Below are 19,777 nucleotides of genomic sequence, written 5' to 3' on the forward strand. Positions count from 1 at the left end.
AGGGATGATCGATGACAGTCGCACTGCGTGAAGAACAGATGACAAGAAAAAGAGGAACTACACATGGCTCGCCTAGGGATCCGCACCACTGCAGCAGCAATGGGGGCGGCGGTTCTGCTGGTCACAGGATGTTCTTCCGGAGATGGCGGAGACGACCTCATCACGATCGATCCCGCAACGGCAGCGGCCTCACCGGCCACCATCAGTACCCCGGACGGCGTGGTTCACCCGTATTCAGGTCTGATCGATTCCATCACATTCGACCCGATCACGCGCAGCGCTGTAGTGGTTGCCAACGACCCCCGATCGGTGCTGGTCGTTCCTACGGACAGTTTGGCCGGCGCCGACCCCGCCTCTGCAGGCCGTCCAACAGCCCTGGATTCCGACGTACGCGACGTTTCGATCGGCTCTGACGGTAGCGCTCTTCTGTCGATGGATCGCCAGGTCGTGAAGCTGAATCTGACTTCGGGCGAACAGACGTCCATCCCGGTAGACGGGCAGGCGAATTCAGCGGTCGAACTCAACGACGGCCGCATCGCGATCGGCACGGACAATGGTTCAGTTCACATCGTCGACCCGAAGACCGATCAGTCACAGACGGTTTCGGGATTCGCATCCGTCGACGAACTCGCGGTCACCGGCGACAACCTGAGCGCCCTCGATCACCGTCAGACCTCGTTGACGGCGATCAACCTCGAAGACGGCAAACTCGGCGTCGCTCTCCGCGCCGGTGAGGGCGCAACTCATCTGGCCACCGATCGCTTCGGACGCATTCTGGTCACCGACACCACCGGCAACGAACTGCTCGTCTTCACTGCCGATCCGCTCCTGATGCACCAGCGCTACCCCGTCGGCGAGTCGCCGTACGCCGTTGCCTACGACGAGACCGCGGATCGGGTGTGGGTGACACTGACCGCGACCAACGAAGTGGTCGGCTTCGATCTGTCGTCCGGCATCCCCGTGGAGACCGGACGGTTCAAGACGGTGCGACAGCCGAATTCGTTGGCCGTAGACTCTTCCAACGGCAATCTGATCGTCGGATCGGCAACCGGTGACGGGCTGCAGGTCATCCCGTCACGGGAGAACTGATGGAAAAGCGAGCGCGCGGGATCCCCGCGCAGTGGGAGACGTCGGACGACAAGTTCGACTATGTGCCCCTTCGACTACCGCCGAACGTTTCGCGGGTCACGGCGTCGATGCGTCTGGCGATCTCCGCCGAGTTCGGCGGATGGGAACTCTCCCGAGTCCGTCTCTACCCCGACGGCAGTCGTCGCGTGCTCCTCAAGCGAAAGAAGACGCCGCTGCACGTGACCGATCCGGACGGCATTCAGCACTGATCGTCCAACAGACGACCAGAGCCCGCCGCTGACAAAATCACACCATCGAAGAGCTGGAGAATCGTGTACCAACTGCTGCTGAGCCTGATGTTCCGGGTCCCACCGGAACGCATCCACCACATTGCCTTCACCGCGATGAAACTGGTGACACGGTTCGCTCCCCTTCGCTGTCTGGTCGCAAAAGTCCTTGTCGTCGACGACCCGGTTCTGCGCAGTCAGGCTTTCGGTCTGGCGTTCCCGGCACCTCTCGGCCTGGCCGCAGGATTCGACAAGGACGCCACCGGAGTCGACGCCTGGGGCCCGTTGGGATTCGGTTTCGCCGAGGTCGGAACAGTGACGGCCCAGGCTCAGCCCGGTAACCCCGCGCCGCGTCTCTTCCGTCTTCCGGCCGACCGCGCTCTGATCAACCGGATGGGCTTCAACAACCACGGCGCTGGTCACGCGGCGAATTTCCTGCGACAGCGCCGCGTCACGGTGCCGATCGGTGCCAACATCGGCAAGACCAAGATCGTCGAAGCCGCCGACGCCGCTGCCGACTACACCGCCAGCGCGCAGCTTCTGGGTCCGCTGGCCGACTTCATGGTCGTGAATGTCAGCTCGCCGAACACGCCCGGACTCCGTGATCTGCAGGCCGTCGAATCACTGCGCCCGATCCTGCAGGCCGTGCTCGACACCGTCAGCGTGCCGGTACTGGTGAAGATCGCGCCCGACCTCTCGGACGAGGACGTCGACGCGGTCGCCGATCTGGCAATCGAACTCGGGCTTGCCGGAATCGTCGCGACCAACACCACGATCCGCCGCGACGGTTTGAAGACCCCGGACGCCGAGGTAGCTGCACTCGGCGCAGGCGGGCTGTCCGGTGCACCGGTCGCCGAGCGCTCACTCGAAGTACTTCGGCGCCTGTACGTCCGAGTGGGCGACAAGATGACCATCATCTCGGTCGGCGGTATCGAGACGGCCGATCAGGCGTGGGAACGGATCCTCGCCGGCGCGACACTGGTGCAGGGATACACCGGCTTCATCTACGGCGGACCGTTCTGGGCTCGCAGCATCCACAAGGGGATAGCCAAGCGGGTCCGCGCAGCGGGTTTCTCGTCGATCGCCCAGGCTGTGGGAGCTGAGAACCCTCGCTAGAGAGTGCTGTGCGCCTTTATTAACCGCCCGCGGTTAATAAAGGCGCACAGCAAAGTGACTATTCGACCTCGAACGTCCCGGTCAGGGTTGCACGCGCAATCGCGTGATGGAACACGTTGAAACCGAGGAACGCCGGCGACGAATCAGGGGTGACTCCGTCGAGCGCCTCCACGTCGAGGGCATGCACCGCGACGATGTAGCGATGCGGACCGTGCCCGGGAGGCGGGCCTGCACCGATGAAACCGAACCCACCACCGTCGTGGCGGAGGGTGACGGTTCCGGCGGGCAGGACATCGCTGTCCGCCGCGCCGGCACCGGCGGGGAGCTCGGTGACGGAAGCGGGGATGTTCGCCACGGCCCAGTGCCAGAACCCCGACGCAGTCGGTGCGTCCGGATCGAACACCGTCACCACGAAGCTCTTCGTCTCGGCCGGAAAGCCGGACCACGAGAGCTGCGGTGAGATGTCTTCGCCACCGGGGACACCGAAGGCTCCACTGGCCTGAGCAAGCTTCAGCGGCTGGCCCGCAGTGATGTCGTCACTGGTCAGCTCGAAACTCGGCAACTTCGGCAATGGTTCGTACGGATCGTGCGCCATGCGAATCCTTTCTGTGACAAGAGAGCTCGATGTGCGTCGAGCTCACGGATCTATCTACGTGCTCGTCAGGAATTGAGCAGGAAATGTTCCAGAACACGTGTCCCGAACAGTAGTGCGTCCACCGGAACGCGCTCGTCGACGCCGTGGAACAGCGCGCTGAAATCCAGCTCGGGCGGCAACTGCAACGGCGCGAAGCCGAAGCAGCGAATGCCCAGTTTCGCGAATGCCTTCGCGTCGGTTCCGCCGGAGAGCATGTACGGAACTGTGCGAGCCTCCGGATCGTGGGCGAGGATCGCCTCGTTCATGGCGTCTACGAGGTGGCCGTCGAACGTTGTTTCGTACGAATCCAGCTTGGTGATCCACTCGCGGGTCACGTCGGGACCGATCAGTTGGTCCACCGTGCGCTCGAATTCGGCCTGCCGTCCCGGCAGCACGCGGCAGTCGAAGACCGCCTCGGCAGTCTGCGGAATGACGTTCGCCTTGTATCCGGCCTTGAGCATCGTCGGGTTCGCCGTGTCACGGAACGTCGCCCCGATGATGTTGGCGATCGTCCCCAACTTCGCGAGAGTCCCGTCGATGTCGGGTGATCCCGGATCGAAGTCCAATCCGGTCTCCTCGCCGACGGCGGTCAGGAACTCCGCGACCGAATCCGAGATCACGATCGGGAACTGGTGGGCAGCAAGCCTCGAGACCGCGCCGGCGAGTGTCGCGACTGCGTTGTCGTCGTGGAGGAAGGAGCCGTGTCCGGCGCGTCCCTTGGCAGTCAGACGCATCCAACCGAGGCCCTTTTCCGCAGTCTCCACGAGGTAGAGACGGCGGTCGGTTCCGTCAGGCCGCGGAACCGTCAGCGAGAAACCGCCGACCTCACCCACGGCCTCGGTCACTCCCTCGAACAGATCCGGGCGGTGCTCGACCAGCCACTGGCATCCGTACTTTCCGCCCGCTTCCTCGTCCGCCACGAAAGCGAACACCAGATCACGCGGCGGTACGACGCCTTCCGCCTTGAACTGTCTGGCGAGGGCCAGGATCATCCCGACCATGTCCTTCATGTCCACGGCGCCGCGCCCCCAGACGTAACCGTCCTGGACGGTGCCGGCAAAGGGATGGACGCTCCAGTCGGCGGGCTCGGCCGGAACTACGTCGAGGTGACCGTGAAGCATCAACGCACCACGACCCGACTCGGCTCCCTTCAAGCGAGCAAAGACATTTCCTCGGCCGGGTGCTCCGGACTCGACGTATTCCGTCTCGTAACCGACTTCTTGAAGCTGCGCGGCAACCCACTCCGCGCACGCACGCTCGCCTTTGGTGGTTTCGAGTTCTCCCGTGTTCGAGGTGTCGAAGCGGATGAGGGAACTGACCAGTTCGACTACTTCTGCTTCGGCTCTGCTCGGATTCGGATTATTCGGGGTTGTGGTCATTCCACTTTCCTACCATCGAATCAAACGACGCGGGCGACCGGAATGCCCCGCAACCTGGCGATTTGGGGCAGCTGACCTAATCGGATACTCTTTCCCAGCACCGAGAAATCGGGGCCGAGTCCGAGTGGCGGAATGGCAGACGCGCTAGCTTGAGGTGCTAGTGTCCTATTAACGGACGTGGGGGTTCAAGTCCCCCCTCGGACACTCGAATACAGCAGAAAGACCCCAGCCTGATCAGGTTGGGGTCTTTTTGCTGTGCGCCTTTATTAACCCTCGGCGGTTAATAAAGGCGCACAGCAGTGGGGCGATTTGGGACCTGGGGATGGCATCGGATACTCTTTCCCAGCACCGAGAAATCGGGGCCGAGTCCGAGTGGCGGAATGGCAGACGCGCTAGCTTGAGGTGCTAGTGTCCTATTAACGGACGTGGGGGTTCAAGTCCCCCCTCGGACACTCTGTGTTGAGACAGACAGGAAAAGCTCCGGTTCATCGAACCGGAGCTTTTCTCGTAATTGGCGAAGTTCCCGCACCAGGGAACAGTCCGCGCGAGCGGCGATCGAGATGGAACAGAAGTTCGAAGTGGATACAGACACCAAGAAGTCGGATGCACTGCAGGCAGATTCGCTGGAAACAGCCGATTCAGAATCTGCTCGAGCCGAACTCACCGGACTCGACCCCGCGGAACTCGAAATCTGCCTGAAGGTCCTTTCCGAAGCCGCCGAACTCGACGACGAGCATCCCGATTCGATCACCATGCAGCGCGCTGTCGGCCATCTGTTCAAGCGACTCAAGAAGAAGCGTCGCCTCGCCTCGCGCGCAGCCGTCAACGAAGCCGACCGCCGAGTGGTCGCTGCGACTGCCACCGGTTCACCCGATCGCATCGACGACGAGACCGCAGGCATTCCGATCAAGTCGAACACCGCGGGCGCTTCCGCCGGCACGCTCATCAAGGCGCGGCCGTGCTACATCTGCAAGCAGCGCTACACCGCAGTCGACGCCTTCTACCACCAACTGTGCCCCGATTGCGCTGCCACCAGCCGCAGCAAACGTGATGCCAGCACTGATCTCACCGGCCGACGCGCACTTCTGACCGGCGGCCGCGCGAAGATCGGCATGTACATCGCGTTGCGCCTGCTGCGTGACGGCGCACATCTGACCATCACGACGCGATTCCCCAACGACGCGATCCGCCGATTCAAAGCGATGGAAGACAGCAACGACTGGATTCACCGTCTGCGCATCGTCGGCATCGACCTCCGCGACCCCGCCCAGGTTGTTGCACTCGCGGATTCCGTTGCCGCACAGGGTCCACTCGACATCCTCATCAACAACGCCGCGCAAACCGTCCGACGCTCCCCCGGTGCCTACGGCGCTCTGGTCGACGCCGAGTCCGGTGCGCTTCCCGCCGGTGAACTGCCTGATGTCCTGACTTTCGGCAAGACGAGCGACGCCCACCCCGCGGCTCTGGCCGGATCGCTGTCGGACGTCGCAAGCATCACCTCCGGAAATCTGTCCGCCGACGCGGTCAGTTCACTCGCCCTCGTCGCCAAGTCGGCGTCACCCGATCGCATCGAGCAGGGCATCGCCATCGACGCGGGCGGGCTGCTGCCCGACCTCGCGCACACCAACAGCTGGGTTCAGACCGTCGAAGAGGTCGATCCGATCGAGCTTCTCGAAGTCCAGCTCTGCAACTCGGTCGCGCCCTTCATCCTCGTTTCGCGCTTGCGCCCGTCGATGGCTGCGTCCGCTGCGCGACGCAAGTACGTCGTGAACGTTTCCGCCATGGAAGGCCAGTTCAGCCGCGCGTACAAGGGCCCTGGCCACCCGCACACCAACATGGCCAAGGCAGCACTGAACATGCTGACCCGCACCAGCTCCAAGGAAATGCTCGACGACGGCATCCTCATGACCGCCGTCGACACCGGCTGGATCACCGACGAACGCCCACACTTCACCAAGATGCGGTTGGCCGACGAAGGTTTTCACGCACCACTCGACCTCGTCGACGGTGCCGCCCGCGTCTACGACCCCATCGTTCAGGGTGAACTGGGCGTCGACCTGCACGGCTGCTTCCTCAAGGACTACAAACCCTCGCCGTGGTGATCGGCAGCACGCCGCATTCGTGATGGGCGGCACCTAGGCGCCCCGATGTGGCGATCTCGTCACCCCCGAACCCCCGTGTCGAGTAGCTCATTTCAGGTAGAGCACAGCATTGCAGGCGATAATGGAGCCGACACTGCTCACCGACTCGGAGGAACCATGACGATCGCCGTCGTACACAAGGACAGCCCGGAAGGCCGTGCCGCAATCGTGGCCGCTGCACGGGAATCCGTGGGTCGAAGCGAGGAACTGCTGGTTCTGCACGTCCTGGACGACGTCAACATCGGAGGCACGGTCAACCTCGGAGACACCGAGGACGATCGGGCCGCTCTTCGCGGCGAAATCCAGTCAGCGCTCGACGCCGGTGGATTCTCGGAGACGAAGTGGGATCTGCGCACCACAGAGCACGACGGCGATCCGGTTACCGCGCTCGTCGACCTGGTCCACGACGCGGGTGTCGATCTCCTGATCGTCGGAACACGCCGGATGTCCCCCATCGGCAAGTTCCTGCTCGAACGCCCGCTGCAACGCCTGTTGCTCGAAGTCGAGGCTCCGATCCTCGTCGTGAAGGAGCCCCTCCCCGCCGAGTGACCGCGGTCACATCACTTTCGACTACTCGTTTGTAGGCTGGCTCCATGACTGGAACCTCGCCCGCCCGAGAACTCGACATCATCGTCTACGGAGCGAGCGGCTTCGTCGGTAAGCTTCTCGCCGACTACCTCGTCAAACATGCTCCCGAAGGCACGAAGATCGGCCTCGGTGGCCGCTCCCTCGAGAAGTTGGCAGCCACTCGCGCCGATCTGGGTACTGCCGCTGCCGATCTCCCCCTGATCATCGCCGAAGCCGACGACGCCACGGCGCTGAGGGCACTCGCCCAGCGAACCCGGGTCGTCGCCACCACGGTCGGCCCGTATGCCAAGTACGGCCACGCCCTTGTTCACGAATGCGCCTCCGCCGGAACTCATTACGTCGACCTGACCGGTGAGGTGCTGTTCCACCGCGAGAGCATCGACGACAACCATGAGCTGGCGGTCTCGACCGGTGCCAAGATCGTCCATTCCTGCGGATTCGATTCCATCCCTTCCGATCTCGGAGTTCACGTCCTGCACGAGAAGGTCGCCGCCGACGGCGCCGGCGAGCTCACCGACACCACCCTGGTGGTCACGGCCCTGCGCGGCGGCGTGAGCGGTGGCACCATCGATTCGCTTCGCAACCAGATCGACGTGTCGAAAGACGATGCGCGCCTGCGGAAACTTGCTGCCTCGCCGTACTCGCTGAGCCCCGATCGTGATCGGGAGCCCGAACTCGGACGCCAGAGCGACGTGAGCGTGGTCGACGGCAAGAAGATCGATCCTTCGCTGAAGGGGTGGAAAGCGCCGTTCGTGATGGCGTCGTACAACACACGAGTCGTCCGTCGCAGCAATGCGCTCCGAGAGTGGGCGTACGGCAAGAAGTTCAAGTACAGCGAGGTGATGAGTGTCGGCTCTTCGGTGGTGTCACCGGTGATTGCGGGCGGCGTGGCGGTCGGCCTCGGTGCGCTGGTCGCCGGACTCGCCCTTCCCCCGACGCGCTTCCTTCTCGACAAGGTATTGCCGGCTCCCGGTGAAGGTCCGAGCGAGAGCACCCAGAAGAAGGGCCACTTCACGCTCGACGTGTTCACCACGACCACGACCGGCGCCCGATACACCTCACGAGTGAAGGCGAAGGGCGACCCGGGATACAGCGCGACGGCGGTAATGCTCGGCGAATCTGCGTTGTCGTTGGCGAAGGACCAAAAGGCTCTTCCCCCGGCCACCGGCGTTTTGACTCCAGCGACAGCGCTCGGCGACGTCCTGGTCGAGCGTCTACGCGCGGCTGGTTTCGAGATTTCCGCGCGCAAACTCTAGACAGAACGAATTTCACTTGATCGTTTCAGCTCTTCGCGCCCGATTATCGCAGCTCAGGGCGCGGACAGCGGTGGGAATACTCCCAGGTAACATTGATGTTGGTTCATGGCATCCATATGTGATGCTCCGCTTTCGGAAAAGTGAGGCTATTCATGACTGAGCGCGTTCAGGTCGGCAGTCTTCAGGTTGCCAAGGTTCTCTACGACTTCGTGGTCGAGGAGGCTCTTCCCGGCACCGGTGTAGACGCCGAAACGTTCTGGGCCGGCGCCGACAAGGTCATCACCGAGCTCGCACCGAAGAACCGCGACTTGCTTGCCAAGCGTGACGATCTGCAGGCTCAGATCGATCAGTGGCATCGCGATCACGCCGGCGCTCCCATCGACGCCGCTGCATACAAGGCGTTCCTGCAGGAAATCGGCTACCTCCTGCCGACGCCTGCCGAATTCTCGGTCACCACCGCGAACGTCGACACCGAGATCACCTCGACGGCCGGCCCGCAGTTGGTCGTGCCGATCCTCAACGCGCGCTTCGCACTCAACGCGTCCAACGCCCGCTGGGGTTCGTTGTACGACGCGCTGTACGGCACCAACGCCATCTCCGAGGAGAACGGCGCCGAGAAGGGTTCCGGCTACAACAAGGTCCGCGGCGACAAGGTCATCGCCTGGGCGCGTGAATTCCTCGATGCGGCAGCACCTCTCGCGTCGGGATCGCATGCAGATTCAACCAAGTACGTTGTCGACGGCAGTGAACTGAAGATCACGTTGGCAGACGGTACTGTCACCACGCTCGCCCAGCCGGAGAAGTTCGTCGGCTACCTCGGCGAGAAGGACGCACCGACGAGCATCCTGCTGCTGAACAACGGATTGCACGCCGAGATCCAGATCGACGCCTCGTCCCCGATCGGCAGCACCGACGCCGCCGGCGTCAAGGACGTCGTTCTCGAATCCGCCGTCACCACGATCATGGACTTCGAGGACTCGGTCGCCGCTGTCGACGCCGACGACAAGGTTGTCGGCTACCGAAACTGGTTGGGTCTCAACCGTGGTGACTTGTCCGAGGAGATCAAGAAGGGCGCCAAGTCCTTCACCCGCACGCTCAACGGCGACCGTAAGTACACCGCAGTCGACGGCAGCGAACTCAGCCTGCACGGTCGTTCGCTCCTGTTCGTCCGCAACGTCGGTCACCTCATGACCAACCCCGCGATCCTCGACGCCGACGGCAACGAGGTCCCCGAGGGCATCCTCGACGCCTTGATCACCAGTGCCTGTGCAGTGCACGGCCTCTCGATCAGTGACGCCAACGGACCGCTCGACAACAGCCGCACCGGCTCGATCTACATCGTCAAGCCCAAGCAGCACGGTCCCGAGGAAGTTGCCTTCACCACCGAACTGTTCGGCCGTGTCGAGCAGGTCCTCGGGCTTCCGGAGAACACGCTCAAGGTCGGCATCATGGACGAGGAGCGTCGTACGACGGTCAACCTCGCTGCCTGCATCAAGGAAGCCGTCGACCGCGTGGTGTTCATCAACACCGGCTTCCTCGACCGCACCGGCGACGAGATCCACACCTCCATGGAAGCCGGCGCGATGGTGCGCAAGGCCTCGATGAAGAAGCAGAAGTGGATCGGTGCGTACGAGGACTGGAACGTCGACACCGGTCTGGCCTGCGGTCTGCAGGGCAAGGCTCAGATCGGCAAGGGCATGTGGGCCATGACCGAGTTGATGGCAGACATGCTCGAGCAGAAGATCGGTCACCCCAAGGCCGGCGCCAACACCGCATGGGTACCTTCGCCGACCGGCGCAACGCTGCACGCGACGCACTACCACCGCGTCGACGTGTTCGCTGTTCAGGACAGCCTGAAGGGAAAGCCGCGTGCGAGCGTCGACGACATCCTGACCATCCCGCTCGCTCCCAGCACCGACTGGACGGACGCGGAGAAGAAGGAAGAGCTCGACAACAACTGCCAGTCCATCCTCGGCTACGTGGTCCGTTGGATCGACGCGGGCGTCGGCTGCTCCAAGGTTCCCGACATCCACGATGTCGCGCTCATGGAGGATCGCGCCACGCTGCGCATCTCGAGCCAGCTACTCGCCAACTGGCTGCGTCACGGCATCGTCAGCGAGAGCGACGTTGTCAGTGCACTCGAGCGCATGGCCCCGGTTGTCGACCGTCAGAACGAGGGCGACGCCGAGTACCGCAACATGGCACCTGATTTCGATTCCAACATCGCGTTCCAGGCTGCCAAGGAACTCATCCTCGAAGGCGCGAAGCAGCCCAGCGGATACACGGAGCCGATCCTGCATCGCCGCCGCCGCGAGTACAAGGCCGCCAACGCCTGATTTCACCTTCTTCGAACTCGAAGCTGAACCCGAACAGCCTCGGCACCGCTCCCGGTGTCGAGGCTGTTCGCGTAGGCCCCGAAGTTTCGTCACTAGACTGGCCGAGGACACAGTCCGTTCAACAGACATTCTTCGAGTGACCAAGGTAGGGCAAGGTACGTGGGCGAACATCGCGGCGGGTCAGGCGCCAGAGGTATCAGTAAGGGGCCGATTCTCGTCGTCGTGCTGATCGTCTTGATCGTGGCAGGCTTCTTCGGATGGAAGGCCCTCAGCAACCGGATCGACGATCAGGGACAGCAGGCAGCCGGTACGTGCGTCGAGGGCAACAAGACACTCGACGTCACCGCGGATCCGTCCATAGCCCCACAGGTCGAGGAACTGGCGAAGCGGTACACCCAGACCTCGCCGGTGGTGCGTGATCACTGCATCGCCGTCGTGGTGCACGGTGCGCCGTCCGCGTCGGTCTCGACGGCACTCGAAGCCGGTCCGGCGGCCCCCTGGGACGACGCAGCATTGGGACCACGTCCCTCCCTGTGGATCCCGGCGAGTTCGTTCGAACTCGCGCCACTGTCGGGCAAGGCCGTGATCAACGGTGATCCTCGCTCGCTCGCGAGTTCCCCGATCGTTCTGGCAGCCGGTCCCGAGACCGCGGCAGCATTGGCCGGCGCAGCATCGAGTTGGAAGTCTTTGCCTTCCGATCTGACGGTCGCCCTGCCGGTCGGAAGTACCGAAACCTCGATGGCTGCACAGGCGATCGCTGCCGACGTCGCCGATGCGGGTGCCGGACCGGTCACGACGGATCAGGCGAAGTCCGCTCAGGTCAACGCTGCGCTCAGTGCACGGGCGTTGCAGTTCCAATCCTTGCCGACTCCCCCCTCGTCCACCGCCGAAGCCCTCGGAGCACTGAGCGCCGGAACACCGGATTCGGTGAAAGCCGTTCCGGCCACGGAACAGTCGATAGCGCAGAGCGCGAACGCGGCGATGACGACGTACTCCCCCGCCGGCGCAACGCCAGTCGCGGACTATCCGGCGGTCATCGTCTCGGGCAGCGGGATCGACGAAACCGCGTCGCGCGCAGCGGCACAGTTTGCCGATTTCATGCGTGAGCCGAATCAGTCACAGTTGTTCGTCGGCGCCGGTTTCCGGGTCGAGGGCCAAGACCTTCCCGATCTCGGGGCGGTGTCCCCGGCCAAGATCTCGTCCACGTTGAAACCGGCTTCGGCGGAGACCGCAGCGGCGCTCGGTGACATAGTCGCCAACCCGGTCTCGCCGCGTAGTGCCACCATCCTGATGGACACGTCGGCGTCGATGGGTACCGACGACGGTGGCACTACCCGCTTGGCGAACATTGCCTCGGCGGTGAATACCCAATTGGGTCGCAGCCCTGACGCTTCGGACATCGGCCTTCGCGAGTTCAGCACGGGCACCGACGGAAAACCGTCCGAGCGCATCCTGGTTCCGGGCGGTTCACTGTCCGAGCCGAATCGGCGTGCCACGATCACCGATTTCCTCAACGGGCTTCGGGCCGGCGGAAAGACCTCCAAATACCCGGCGCTTGCCAGCTCCTACAAAGCCGCCGTGGACGGTTTCGACGCGGGGCGAGTCAACTCGGTGCTGCTGATCACCTCGAGTACGCCTGACGAATCCACCACGACGCGAGCCGAACTGCTCAGCGCGATCGCCGCTGCGGGCAATCCGTCGCGTCCGGTACAGGTCGACGTGATCGTCGTCGGTGCGGGCGACGACGTCTCCACACTCCAAGACGTCTCGGATCGGACGGGCGGAACATTGGTTCGGGTCGATTCGACGTCCGACCCCGCTCTCGCGGCCGCAGTGACCAAGATGCTGTCCTGATGGGGCGCGTCGCGGTTTTTGCAGTCCTTCTCGCCCTTCTGACCTGGTTCCTGCATCGCCGACTCGTTCGCGCCACCGGCATCCCGAGGCGATGGGCTCGTCTCGCCGACACTGCGCTTGTCGTCTTGGCGGTCTCGACGCTCATCGGGGTCGGCAGCGGCGAAGTCTTTCCGACATCGTGGGCGCGACCGATCGGATTTGTCGGATGGGTCTGGCTGGCTTCGTGGCTGTATCTGATTCCCGGACTGCTCGTGATCGGCCTGTTCGCCGGGATCGGTCGACTACGTGCACGCCACACGGATACCACGACCGAAGTCGACCCAGCCAAGCGTCGTACGTTGCAGTTGGCTACGGCAGCAGTCACTCTCGCGGCGATCGGCACCGCCGGCTACGGCGTCTACGAGGCGTCGGGCCCCAAGATTTCCCGCGTCCGCGTGCCGCTCGCTCGCCTACCTGAGGGCTTCAACGGATACCGGATCGCCTTGATCACCGACCTGCACGTGGGACCGGCCCGCGGGGTCGACTTCACCCGCAAGGTGGTCGATATCGTGAACTCGCAGAATGTCGATCTGATCGCGATCGGCGGCGACCTCGTGGACGGAACCGTCGCGAAAGTTGCTCCCGATCTTGCTCCGCTCGCCGATCTTCGGGCGCCCGACGGAATCTTCGGAGTCAGCGGAAACCACGAGTTCTACGCCGACGACGGCGGCAAATGGCTCGACGTGTGGGAGACATTGGGGATCACCACACTTCGCAACAGCCGCACCTCGATCCAGCATGGCGGCGATACCATCGACATCGTGGGCATCCACGACTACACGTCGCCGGCCCCGTACGAGCCGAACCTGACTGCCGCGCTCGCAGGTCGCGATCCGAATACTTTCGCCTTGCTTCTCGCGCACGAACCGCGTCAAGCGATCGAGGCATCCGAGATGGGTATCGATCTGCAACTGTCCGGGCACACTCACGGCGGTCAGATGTGGCCGCTGCGGTATCTCGTTCCGCTGCAGCAGCCTTCGGTGCAAGGCTTGGACAGGGTCGGAAACACAGTGCTGTACACGACGCGTGGCGCCGGGGCTTGGGGTCCGCCGGTACGCGTCGGCGCCCCGCCGGAGATCACCGTTCTCGAACTCGTACACGAGAGGTGATGATCTCCGGCGGGCACACGCCTTAGTTGCCTGCGAACGCTTCGATCGGCGGGCAGGAGCAGACCAGGTTGCGGTCGCCATGTGCACCGTCGATACGACGCACGGACGGCCACACCTTCGGGCGAGCCTTGCCACGCGGGAAGACGGCGATCTCACGCGAGTACGGGTGATCCCACTGCGCTGCAATGCTTCCCGCAGTGTGGGGAGCACCGCGTAGCGGGTTGTCCTCCACCGTCCACTCGCCCGCTCCGACGCGATCGATTTCGCCGCGAATGGCGATCATCGCCTCGCAGAACTCGTCGATCTCTTCGAGGTTCTCGCTCTCGGTGGGCTCGACCATCAGCGTGCCGACCACGGGGAAGCTCATGGTCGGAGCATGGAAACCGTAGTCGGCCAGACGCTTTGCGACGTCGTCGACGGTGACGCCGGTGTCCTTGGTCAACCCCCGGAGGTCGAGGATGCACTCGTGCGCGACCATGCCGTTCTCGCCGGTGTAGAGAACCGGGAAGTACTCGTCGAGTCGACGCGCGATGTAGTTGGCCGACGCGATGGCGGTCAGGCTGGCGCGGCGCAGGCCCGCAGCACCCATCATCCGGATGTAGGTCCAGGTGATGGGCAGAATGGACGCACTGCCGTACGGCGCTGCCGAGATCGTTCCTCCACCACCGAGTTCGGGGGCCATCGGGTGTCCGGGCAAAAACGGCGTCAAGTGTGAGCGCACACCGATCGGGCCGACGCCGGGTCCGCCGCCGCCGTGCGGGATGCAGAAGGTCTTGTGCAGATTCAGGTGGCTGACGTCGCCGCCGAATCGGCCCGGACGGGCAAGGCCGACAAGCGCATTGAGGTTGGCGCCGTCGACGTACACCTGGCCACCGGCGTCGTGTACCGCTGCGCAGATGTCGGCGATCTCGTGCTCGTAGACACCGTGCGTTGAAGGGTAGGTGATCATGATCGCGGCGAGACGCTCGGCGTGATCGGCGATCTTCGCGCGCAGATCGTCGACGTCGACGTCACCGTTGGGACGGCAGGCGACAACCTCGACGCGCATCCCGGCCATGACGGCAGAAGCCGCGTTGGTGCCGTGAGCACTCGACGGAATGAGGCAGGTGTCGCGGTGGTCGTCGCCCCGGCTGAGGTGGTAGTTGCGGATCGCAAGCAGGCCCGCGTATTCCCCCTGGCTGCCGGCGTTGGGTTGCAGGCTGACGTTGTCGTAGCCGGTGACCGCGACCAGCCAGTCTTCGAGATCCTTGATGATCTTCAGCAGACCGGGCGCATCCGATGTCGGCGCGAACGGATGGATCGCGTTGAACGCGGGCCAGGTGATGGATTCCATCTCGGCGGTCGCATTGAGCTTCATGGTGCACGAACCCAGCGGGATCATGCTGCGATCGAGGGCGATGTCCTTGTCGGACAGCGCGCGCAGGTAGCGAAGCATTGCCGTTTCCGTACGGTAACGGGTGAAGGCTTCGTGCTGCAGGTAGTCGGAGGTGCGCTCCTGAGCAGCCGGAACCGAATTGCCCTCGGCTTCGATGGCGACAACAGCATCCTCGATCCCGAACGCGTCGAGCACGGCAAGGACGTGGTCGGCGGTCGTGGCCTCGTCGCAGGAGATACCGACATGATCGGCATCGACCAGACGCAGGTTGATCCCGGATTCCTTGGCCGCAGCGACGACGTCGGCCGCCTTGCCCGGAACCTGAGCGAGCACGGTGTCGAAGAACGAATCGTGGACAACGGTCACGCCGCCTTCGCGCAGGCCGTTTGCCAACGCGTGTGCGCGGGCAGCGACGCGCAACGCAATCGCCTTGAGTCCCTCGGCGCCGTGGTAGCTCGCGTACATCGCAGCGAGGATGGCGAGGAGCACCTGAGCGGTACAGATGTTGGACGTCGCCTTCTCGCGGCGAATGTGCTGCTCACGTGTCTGCAGCGCCAGGCGGTATGCCTTGTCTCCGTCGGCGTCGATGGAGACGCCGACCAAGCGGCCGGGCAGCTGACGCGCATGCTTGGAGTGCACGGCCAGGTAACCGGCGTGCGGTCCGCCGTATCCCATGGGAACACCGAAACGCTGGGTGGTTCCGAAGCACGCATCCGCACCGAGCTCACCGGGTGAGGTGATGAGCGTCATCGCGAGGAGGTCTGCGCCGACGGCAACCAGTGCGCCGCGCTCGTGAGCTTCCGCGATGATCGAGGTGTAATCGACGACTCGTCCCGAGGCACCTGGGATCTGGGCGATGACGCCGAAGAAGTCACCTTCCGGAAGACCAGCGGTGAGGTCCGCAGAGACGATCTCGATGCCGAGCGGCTCGGCGCGAGTCTCGATGACGGCGAGGGTCTGCGGGTAGAGATCGGCGTCGACGACAAATCGTGGGGACTTGCTGCGGTTCGCGCGGCGCAGGAGCGTCATGGCTTCGGCAGCGGCGGTGGCCTCGTCGAGCATCGACGAGTTTGCCAGTTCCATGCCGGAGAGATCGGCGACCATGGTCTGGAAGTTGAGGAGGGCTTCGAGACGGCCCTGGCTGATCTCCGGCTGATACGGGGTGTACGCGGTGTACCAGGCCGGGTTCTCGATGATGTTGCGCAACAACACCGGCGGCGTCAACGTGTCGAAGTAGCCGAGACCGATCATCGACGTCGCGACGGTGTTCTGGGCTGCGAGTGCAGTCAGTTCGGCAAGTGCCTCGTGCTCTCCGACCGGAAGCGGCAGAGCGTCGAGTCCGGCAGCGATGCCGTTCGGGGCAGCGTCGAGGATGACGGAGGGAACGGCCTTGGTTGCCAGTTCGTCGAGTGAATCGACCCCGACGAGTTCGAGGATGCGCGCGAGTTCCGCGGCGTTCGGACCGACATGGCGGTCGGCAAATATACGGCTTGCAGCGTCGATCACGACAACTCCCAGACAGATCGGAGGATCAGGACACACACCGAACTGCGGTGCGTTCCTCCCCCTCTGTCGCATGCTCGATTCCCGAGCGCCTGAGAGATTCGGTAGTGATCCGCCGAAGGCGGAAGCCACAGCCTTTCCCCGTCGGCGGGTGGGTTGTCCCACCGCTTTCCAGAGGCGTCGGAGCCCGTACGGTCCTTGGTGCCTGAGAGATTGACGGGGAGGTATTGCTCCTTCGGCGCCCTGATCCCGCTCACGACTGACCTTTGAGACAAAGACTGAAACAAAGACAAGTTCGGTGAATCGGTATCCGAGGCTCTCCCGTACGCCGGCGACGCAGGCCCAGTCTAGTTGACCGAAACGCCTACCTGCACCGTGGCATCCTCCAAAGAGATGTGACGTACGTTATCCGGTTTTGCGGCTGGCGCGATTCTTGCGTCGCGAAGCCAACTCGTCTTCCGGGTTGGGATCACTTTCGCCGCCGTCGGCCCGCTCGGCGGGGAAGTCGGCGATCGTTCCGGTGAGTTCACGCATCGCGCCACTGACTGCGATGCCGAATACGCCCTGCCCACCCTGGAGGAGGTCGACGACCTCTTCGGGGGACGTGCATTCGTACACGGTGGTGCCGTCGGAGAACAGAGTGATGTTGGCAAGATCGCGGACGCCACGCTTACGGAGGTGATCGACGGCAACGCGGATGTTCTGCAGTGAGATGCCGGTATCGAGCAGACGCTTCACGATCTTCAGAACGAGAATGTCCTTGAAGGAGTACAGACGTTGGCTTCCGGATCCGGCAGCGCCACGGATCGACGGAACAACCAACGACGTCCGTGCCCAGTAGTCGAGTTGGCGGTACGTGATCCCGGCGATCTGGCACGCACTGGGTACTCGATATCCGACGAGGTCGTCGGGGATGGAATCGTCCGGGAACAGGCCCGGCTGCAGCTCTTCGGAAGACATTTCTGCAGTCGCGGCACTACCGGCTATGCCCGTCCCGCGCTCATTCGACTGTTCTTCCACTGCCGTCTCCCTCTCGCTTCGCCATCATGTAACCAACCTGTGCTATCAGCAGTCACGAGAATCCCGTGCCGACCGAACTTTCAGATGTGAATCCAAGGCAGGTAATTCCATGAGTGGACTTACCCAGAGTACGCCTCGATCGACAAGGCGAGAAGATCTCCACCGCACGCAACGGTAAGTCCAGGAGGGTGCATGGTCAACGCAACACGCCGACCGAGACTCAACCTCTACTTGAGAGTTGAAGACTAAAGTCCGCAACCAGTCAATTCAGGCTAACCATCAGTGGCTTTGAAATCGTCCGGCGAGATGGTGTCGAGGAATTCCTTGAACTTCTCGACCTCGTCTTCGCGCTCGCCGGGAATGACCAGACCGGCCTCGGCGAGAACAGCCTCCGACGCGAAGATCGGAACGCCGATGCGCAGGGCCAATGCAATCGAATCCGACGGACGTGCCGAGACAGTGGTCTGCTCGTCGAAGACGAGATCCGCGTAGAAAGTGCCCTCTTGCAGGTCCACGATCCGAACTTCCTTGAGGCTCCGACCGAAAGATTCGATCAAGATCTTGATCAGGTCGTGAGTCAGCGGCCGCGCCGGCTCGACTCCCTGTTGTTCGAGAACAATCGCGGTAGCTTCGGTTTGCCCGATCCAGATCGGCAGGTACCGATCGCCGTCGGACTCTCGCAGCAACAGGACCGGCTGATTCTGAGGCTGCTCGACACGAACTCCGATCACACGCATTTCGCCCATCGAGCTTGCCTCCAACCTGACGTGATCCAGCCGACCGACTCCGATGCGGTCGTACTGAAATTCTATTCGAGTGTGCCCCGCTGATCGAGGAACTCAGCGATCGAGACTTCCCCGAACTGCCGATTTGACCAGACACGTGTGCAAAGTCAGTGACAGAGCGGCCAGCTCCCGCACCATTTCCTCGGCACGATCACGTGCTCCGGCGTCACGACCCTTGGCAACCGGTCCGGCGATCTGAGTCACCAGCCCCGCTTCGCGATCAGCAGCCAACTTGAACGCCCGCAGATGGCGAACCTCCAAGCCGTACTCGGACATCGCCTTAGCGGTGCGCGCCAACGTCACGGCATCCTCGTCGAAGAAGCCCGCCGCGCCGGGAACGACCAAACCGGTGCGGATCAGATCGGTCAGAAACCGATCGTCGATGTCAGCGCGCGCGAGAAGATCCTGACGACCGACTCGAACTTCGCGATCGACCCGGAACGCCTCGGGTGAGACATCGCCCGTAGCGATCGACAGGACGCGAGCACGACGAGGCGCAGGAACTTCTGCACTCACCGTCGCTGCGCCACTGTCGATCGCTTCGAGTTGTTCTTTGATCACTTTGAGCGGCAGGTACTGATCGCGTTGAGCGGTCAGCACGAAGCGAAGACGCTCGCAGTCCTCGACAGAGAATCTGCGGTATCCCGACGGTGTCCGTTGCGGGCTGATCAAGCCCTCGGACTCGAGGAAACGGATCTTCGAAATCGTCACGTCGGGAAAATCTGGACGCAACCGATCCAGCACGGAACCAATCGACATTCCGGGCTGGCTCTGCTGCCGCACTGCCGTCATTAGCTACCCGCACCTGCTGACGACTCGCCGACCTGCGAACCGCCGGCACGAGGGCCGGTGAGGAACACCAGACGGAACTTGCCGATCTGAACCTCGTCACCATTCGCGAGAACTGCCGAATCGACAGGCTCACGGTTGACGTAGGTGCCGTTGAGGCTTCCGACGTCGACGACGTGGAAATCTGCATCTTCCTGACGGAACTCGGCGTGACGACGGCTGACGGTCACGTCGTCGAGGAAGATGTCACTGTCCGGGTGCCGACCTGCCGACGTCGTCGGCTGATCGAGCAAGAAGCGGGATCCTGCATTCGGTCCCCGCTTGACCACCAGAAGTGCGGCTCCGGCAGGAAGGCCTTCCACGCCCGAAACCGGCTGCTCGGCGGCCGGTGCTGCAGAGGAGGTGTTGTCGAGCTCATTGAGGAAGTCCGCGCGGAAAACCGAAGTGGTCTCCGCCGGCGACTCCCCATAGCCCGCGTCGTTACCGTTCTCGCTCACT

16 protein-coding genes, 2 tRNA genes and 1 riboswitch are annotated in these 19,777 nt (G+C 63.3%); of the genes, 11 read left to right on the top strand and 7 right to left on the bottom strand.

The features are described from left to right. The first annotated feature begins 63 nt into the window (after window positions 1-63). The 3 genes from RA302_RS15225 to RA302_RS15235 all read left to right on the top strand — a co-directional run bounded on the left by RA302_RS15225 (window position 64) and on the right by RA302_RS15235 (window position 2,471). Window positions 64-1,089, top strand: a complete 1,026-nt coding sequence (locus RA302_RS15225) for a lipoprotein (RefSeq protein ID WP_047270507.1) — start codon at window positions 64-66, stop codon at window positions 1,087-1,089. After that, the gene (locus tag RA302_RS15230; protein WP_007733391.1) at window positions 1,089-1,337 is read left to right on the top strand and encodes a DUF5703 family protein; all 249 of its coding nucleotides are present in this window, start codon (window positions 1,089-1,091) and stop codon (window positions 1,335-1,337) included. The genes RA302_RS15225 and RA302_RS15230 overlap by 1 nt, the downstream gene beginning before the upstream one ends. A 63-nt stretch (window positions 1,338-1,400) precedes the next feature. Then, the gene (locus RA302_RS15235) at window positions 1,401-2,471 is read left to right on the top strand and encodes a quinone-dependent dihydroorotate dehydrogenase (RefSeq protein WP_047270506.1); all 1,071 of its coding nucleotides are present in this window, start codon (window positions 1,401-1,403) and stop codon (window positions 2,469-2,471) included. Window positions 2,472-2,529: 58 nt separating this feature from the next. Here RA302_RS15235 and RA302_RS15240 read toward each other — a convergent pair whose 3' ends face one another. Together RA302_RS15240 and RA302_RS15245 are read right to left on the bottom strand one after the other, a co-directional pair. Continuing rightward, window positions 2,530-3,066: a YbhB/YbcL family Raf kinase inhibitor-like protein gene (locus tag RA302_RS15240; protein WP_054827756.1), complete on the bottom strand. Its 537-nt coding sequence runs from the start codon at window positions 3,064-3,066 to the stop codon at window positions 2,530-2,532. A 65-nt stretch (window positions 3,067-3,131) separates the two neighbouring features. Continuing rightward, window positions 3,132-4,484, bottom strand: coding sequence for a M20/M25/M40 family metallo-hydrolase (locus tag RA302_RS15245; protein ID WP_003946170.1), 1,353 nt, complete (start codon window positions 4,482-4,484; stop codon window positions 3,132-3,134). Window positions 4,485-4,602: 118 nt separating this feature from the next. On the opposite strand from RA302_RS15245, the gene RA302_RS15250 reads away from it, so the two are divergent. The 8 genes from RA302_RS15250 to RA302_RS15285 all read left to right on the top strand — a co-directional run bounded on the left by RA302_RS15250 (window position 4,603) and on the right by RA302_RS15285 (window position 13,807). Next, window positions 4,603-4,688, top strand: a tRNA-Leu gene (locus tag RA302_RS15250). Window positions 4,689-4,850: 162 nt separating this feature from the next. Further along, window positions 4,851-4,936, top strand: a tRNA-Leu gene (locus RA302_RS15255). A gap of 108 nt (window positions 4,937-5,044) precedes the next feature. Then, window positions 5,045-6,586: an SDR family NAD(P)-dependent oxidoreductase gene (locus RA302_RS15260; protein WP_030537525.1), complete on the top strand. Its 1,542-nt coding sequence runs from the start codon at window positions 5,045-5,047 to the stop codon at window positions 6,584-6,586. A gap of 156 nt (window positions 6,587-6,742) precedes the next feature. Then, window positions 6,743-7,174 carry a universal stress protein gene (locus tag RA302_RS15265; RefSeq protein WP_003946198.1) on the top strand — a complete coding sequence of 144 codons (432 nt, stop codon included), beginning with the start codon at window positions 6,743-6,745 and terminating at the stop codon, window positions 7,172-7,174. A 44-nt stretch (window positions 7,175-7,218) separates the two neighbouring features. Then, on the top strand, window positions 7,219-8,469 hold the full coding sequence (locus tag RA302_RS15270; RefSeq protein WP_070161058.1) for a saccharopine dehydrogenase NADP-binding domain-containing protein: 1,251 nt from the start codon (window positions 7,219-7,221) through the stop codon (window positions 8,467-8,469). 152 nt (window positions 8,470-8,621) lie between these two features. Continuing rightward, on the top strand, window positions 8,622-10,805 hold the full coding sequence (locus RA302_RS15275) for a malate synthase G (RefSeq protein ID WP_070161060.1): 2,184 nt from the start codon (window positions 8,622-8,624) through the stop codon (window positions 10,803-10,805). 159 nt (window positions 10,806-10,964) lie between these two features. Further along, the gene (locus RA302_RS15280; protein ID WP_070161062.1) at window positions 10,965-12,659 is read left to right on the top strand and encodes a VWA domain-containing protein; all 1,695 of its coding nucleotides are present in this window, start codon (window positions 10,965-10,967) and stop codon (window positions 12,657-12,659) included. Beyond that, a complete protein-coding gene (locus RA302_RS15285; RefSeq protein WP_054187381.1) occupies window positions 12,659-13,807 on the top strand; it encodes a metallophosphoesterase in 1,149 nt (382 codons plus the stop codon). The genes RA302_RS15280 and RA302_RS15285 overlap by 1 nt, the downstream gene beginning before the upstream one ends. 22 nt (window positions 13,808-13,829) lie before the next feature. Here RA302_RS15285 and gcvP read toward each other — a convergent pair whose 3' ends face one another. From gcvP to garA, 5 genes are all read right to left on the bottom strand, one after another. Then, window positions 13,830-16,688, bottom strand: a complete 2,859-nt coding sequence (gene gcvP, locus RA302_RS15290; protein WP_042451011.1) for an aminomethyl-transferring glycine dehydrogenase — start codon at window positions 16,686-16,688, stop codon at window positions 13,830-13,832. Window positions 16,689-16,741: 53 nt separating this feature from the next. Further along, a riboswitch (glycine riboswitch) is annotated at window positions 16,742-16,870 on the bottom strand. 220 nt (window positions 16,871-17,090) lie between these two features. Continuing rightward, a complete protein-coding gene (locus tag RA302_RS15295) occupies window positions 17,091-17,645 on the bottom strand; it encodes a MerR family transcriptional regulator (RefSeq protein WP_021344354.1) in 555 nt (184 codons plus the stop codon). A gap of 332 nt (window positions 17,646-17,977) precedes the next feature. Beyond that, complete coding sequence (locus RA302_RS15300) at window positions 17,978-18,451, bottom strand: bifunctional nuclease family protein (RefSeq protein WP_338477247.1); 474 nt, start codon at window positions 18,449-18,451, stop codon at window positions 17,978-17,980. Between the two features lie 93 nt (window positions 18,452-18,544). Next, the gene (locus RA302_RS15305; protein WP_003946161.1) at window positions 18,545-19,282 is read right to left on the bottom strand and encodes a MerR family transcriptional regulator; all 738 of its coding nucleotides are present in this window, start codon (window positions 19,280-19,282) and stop codon (window positions 18,545-18,547) included. Next, window positions 19,282-19,776 carry a glycogen accumulation regulator GarA gene (gene garA, locus RA302_RS15310; RefSeq protein WP_003946166.1) on the bottom strand — a complete coding sequence of 165 codons (495 nt, stop codon included), beginning with the start codon at window positions 19,774-19,776 and terminating at the stop codon, window positions 19,282-19,284. Before garA ends, RA302_RS15305 begins: the two co-directional genes overlap by 1 nt. Between the last annotated feature and the right edge of the window lies 1 nt (window position 19,777).

The organism is Rhodococcus sp. DN22, from assembly GCF_036669995.1.
GTDB classification, from domain to species: domain Bacteria; phylum Actinomycetota; class Actinomycetes; order Mycobacteriales; family Mycobacteriaceae; genus Rhodococcus_F; species Rhodococcus_F erythropolis.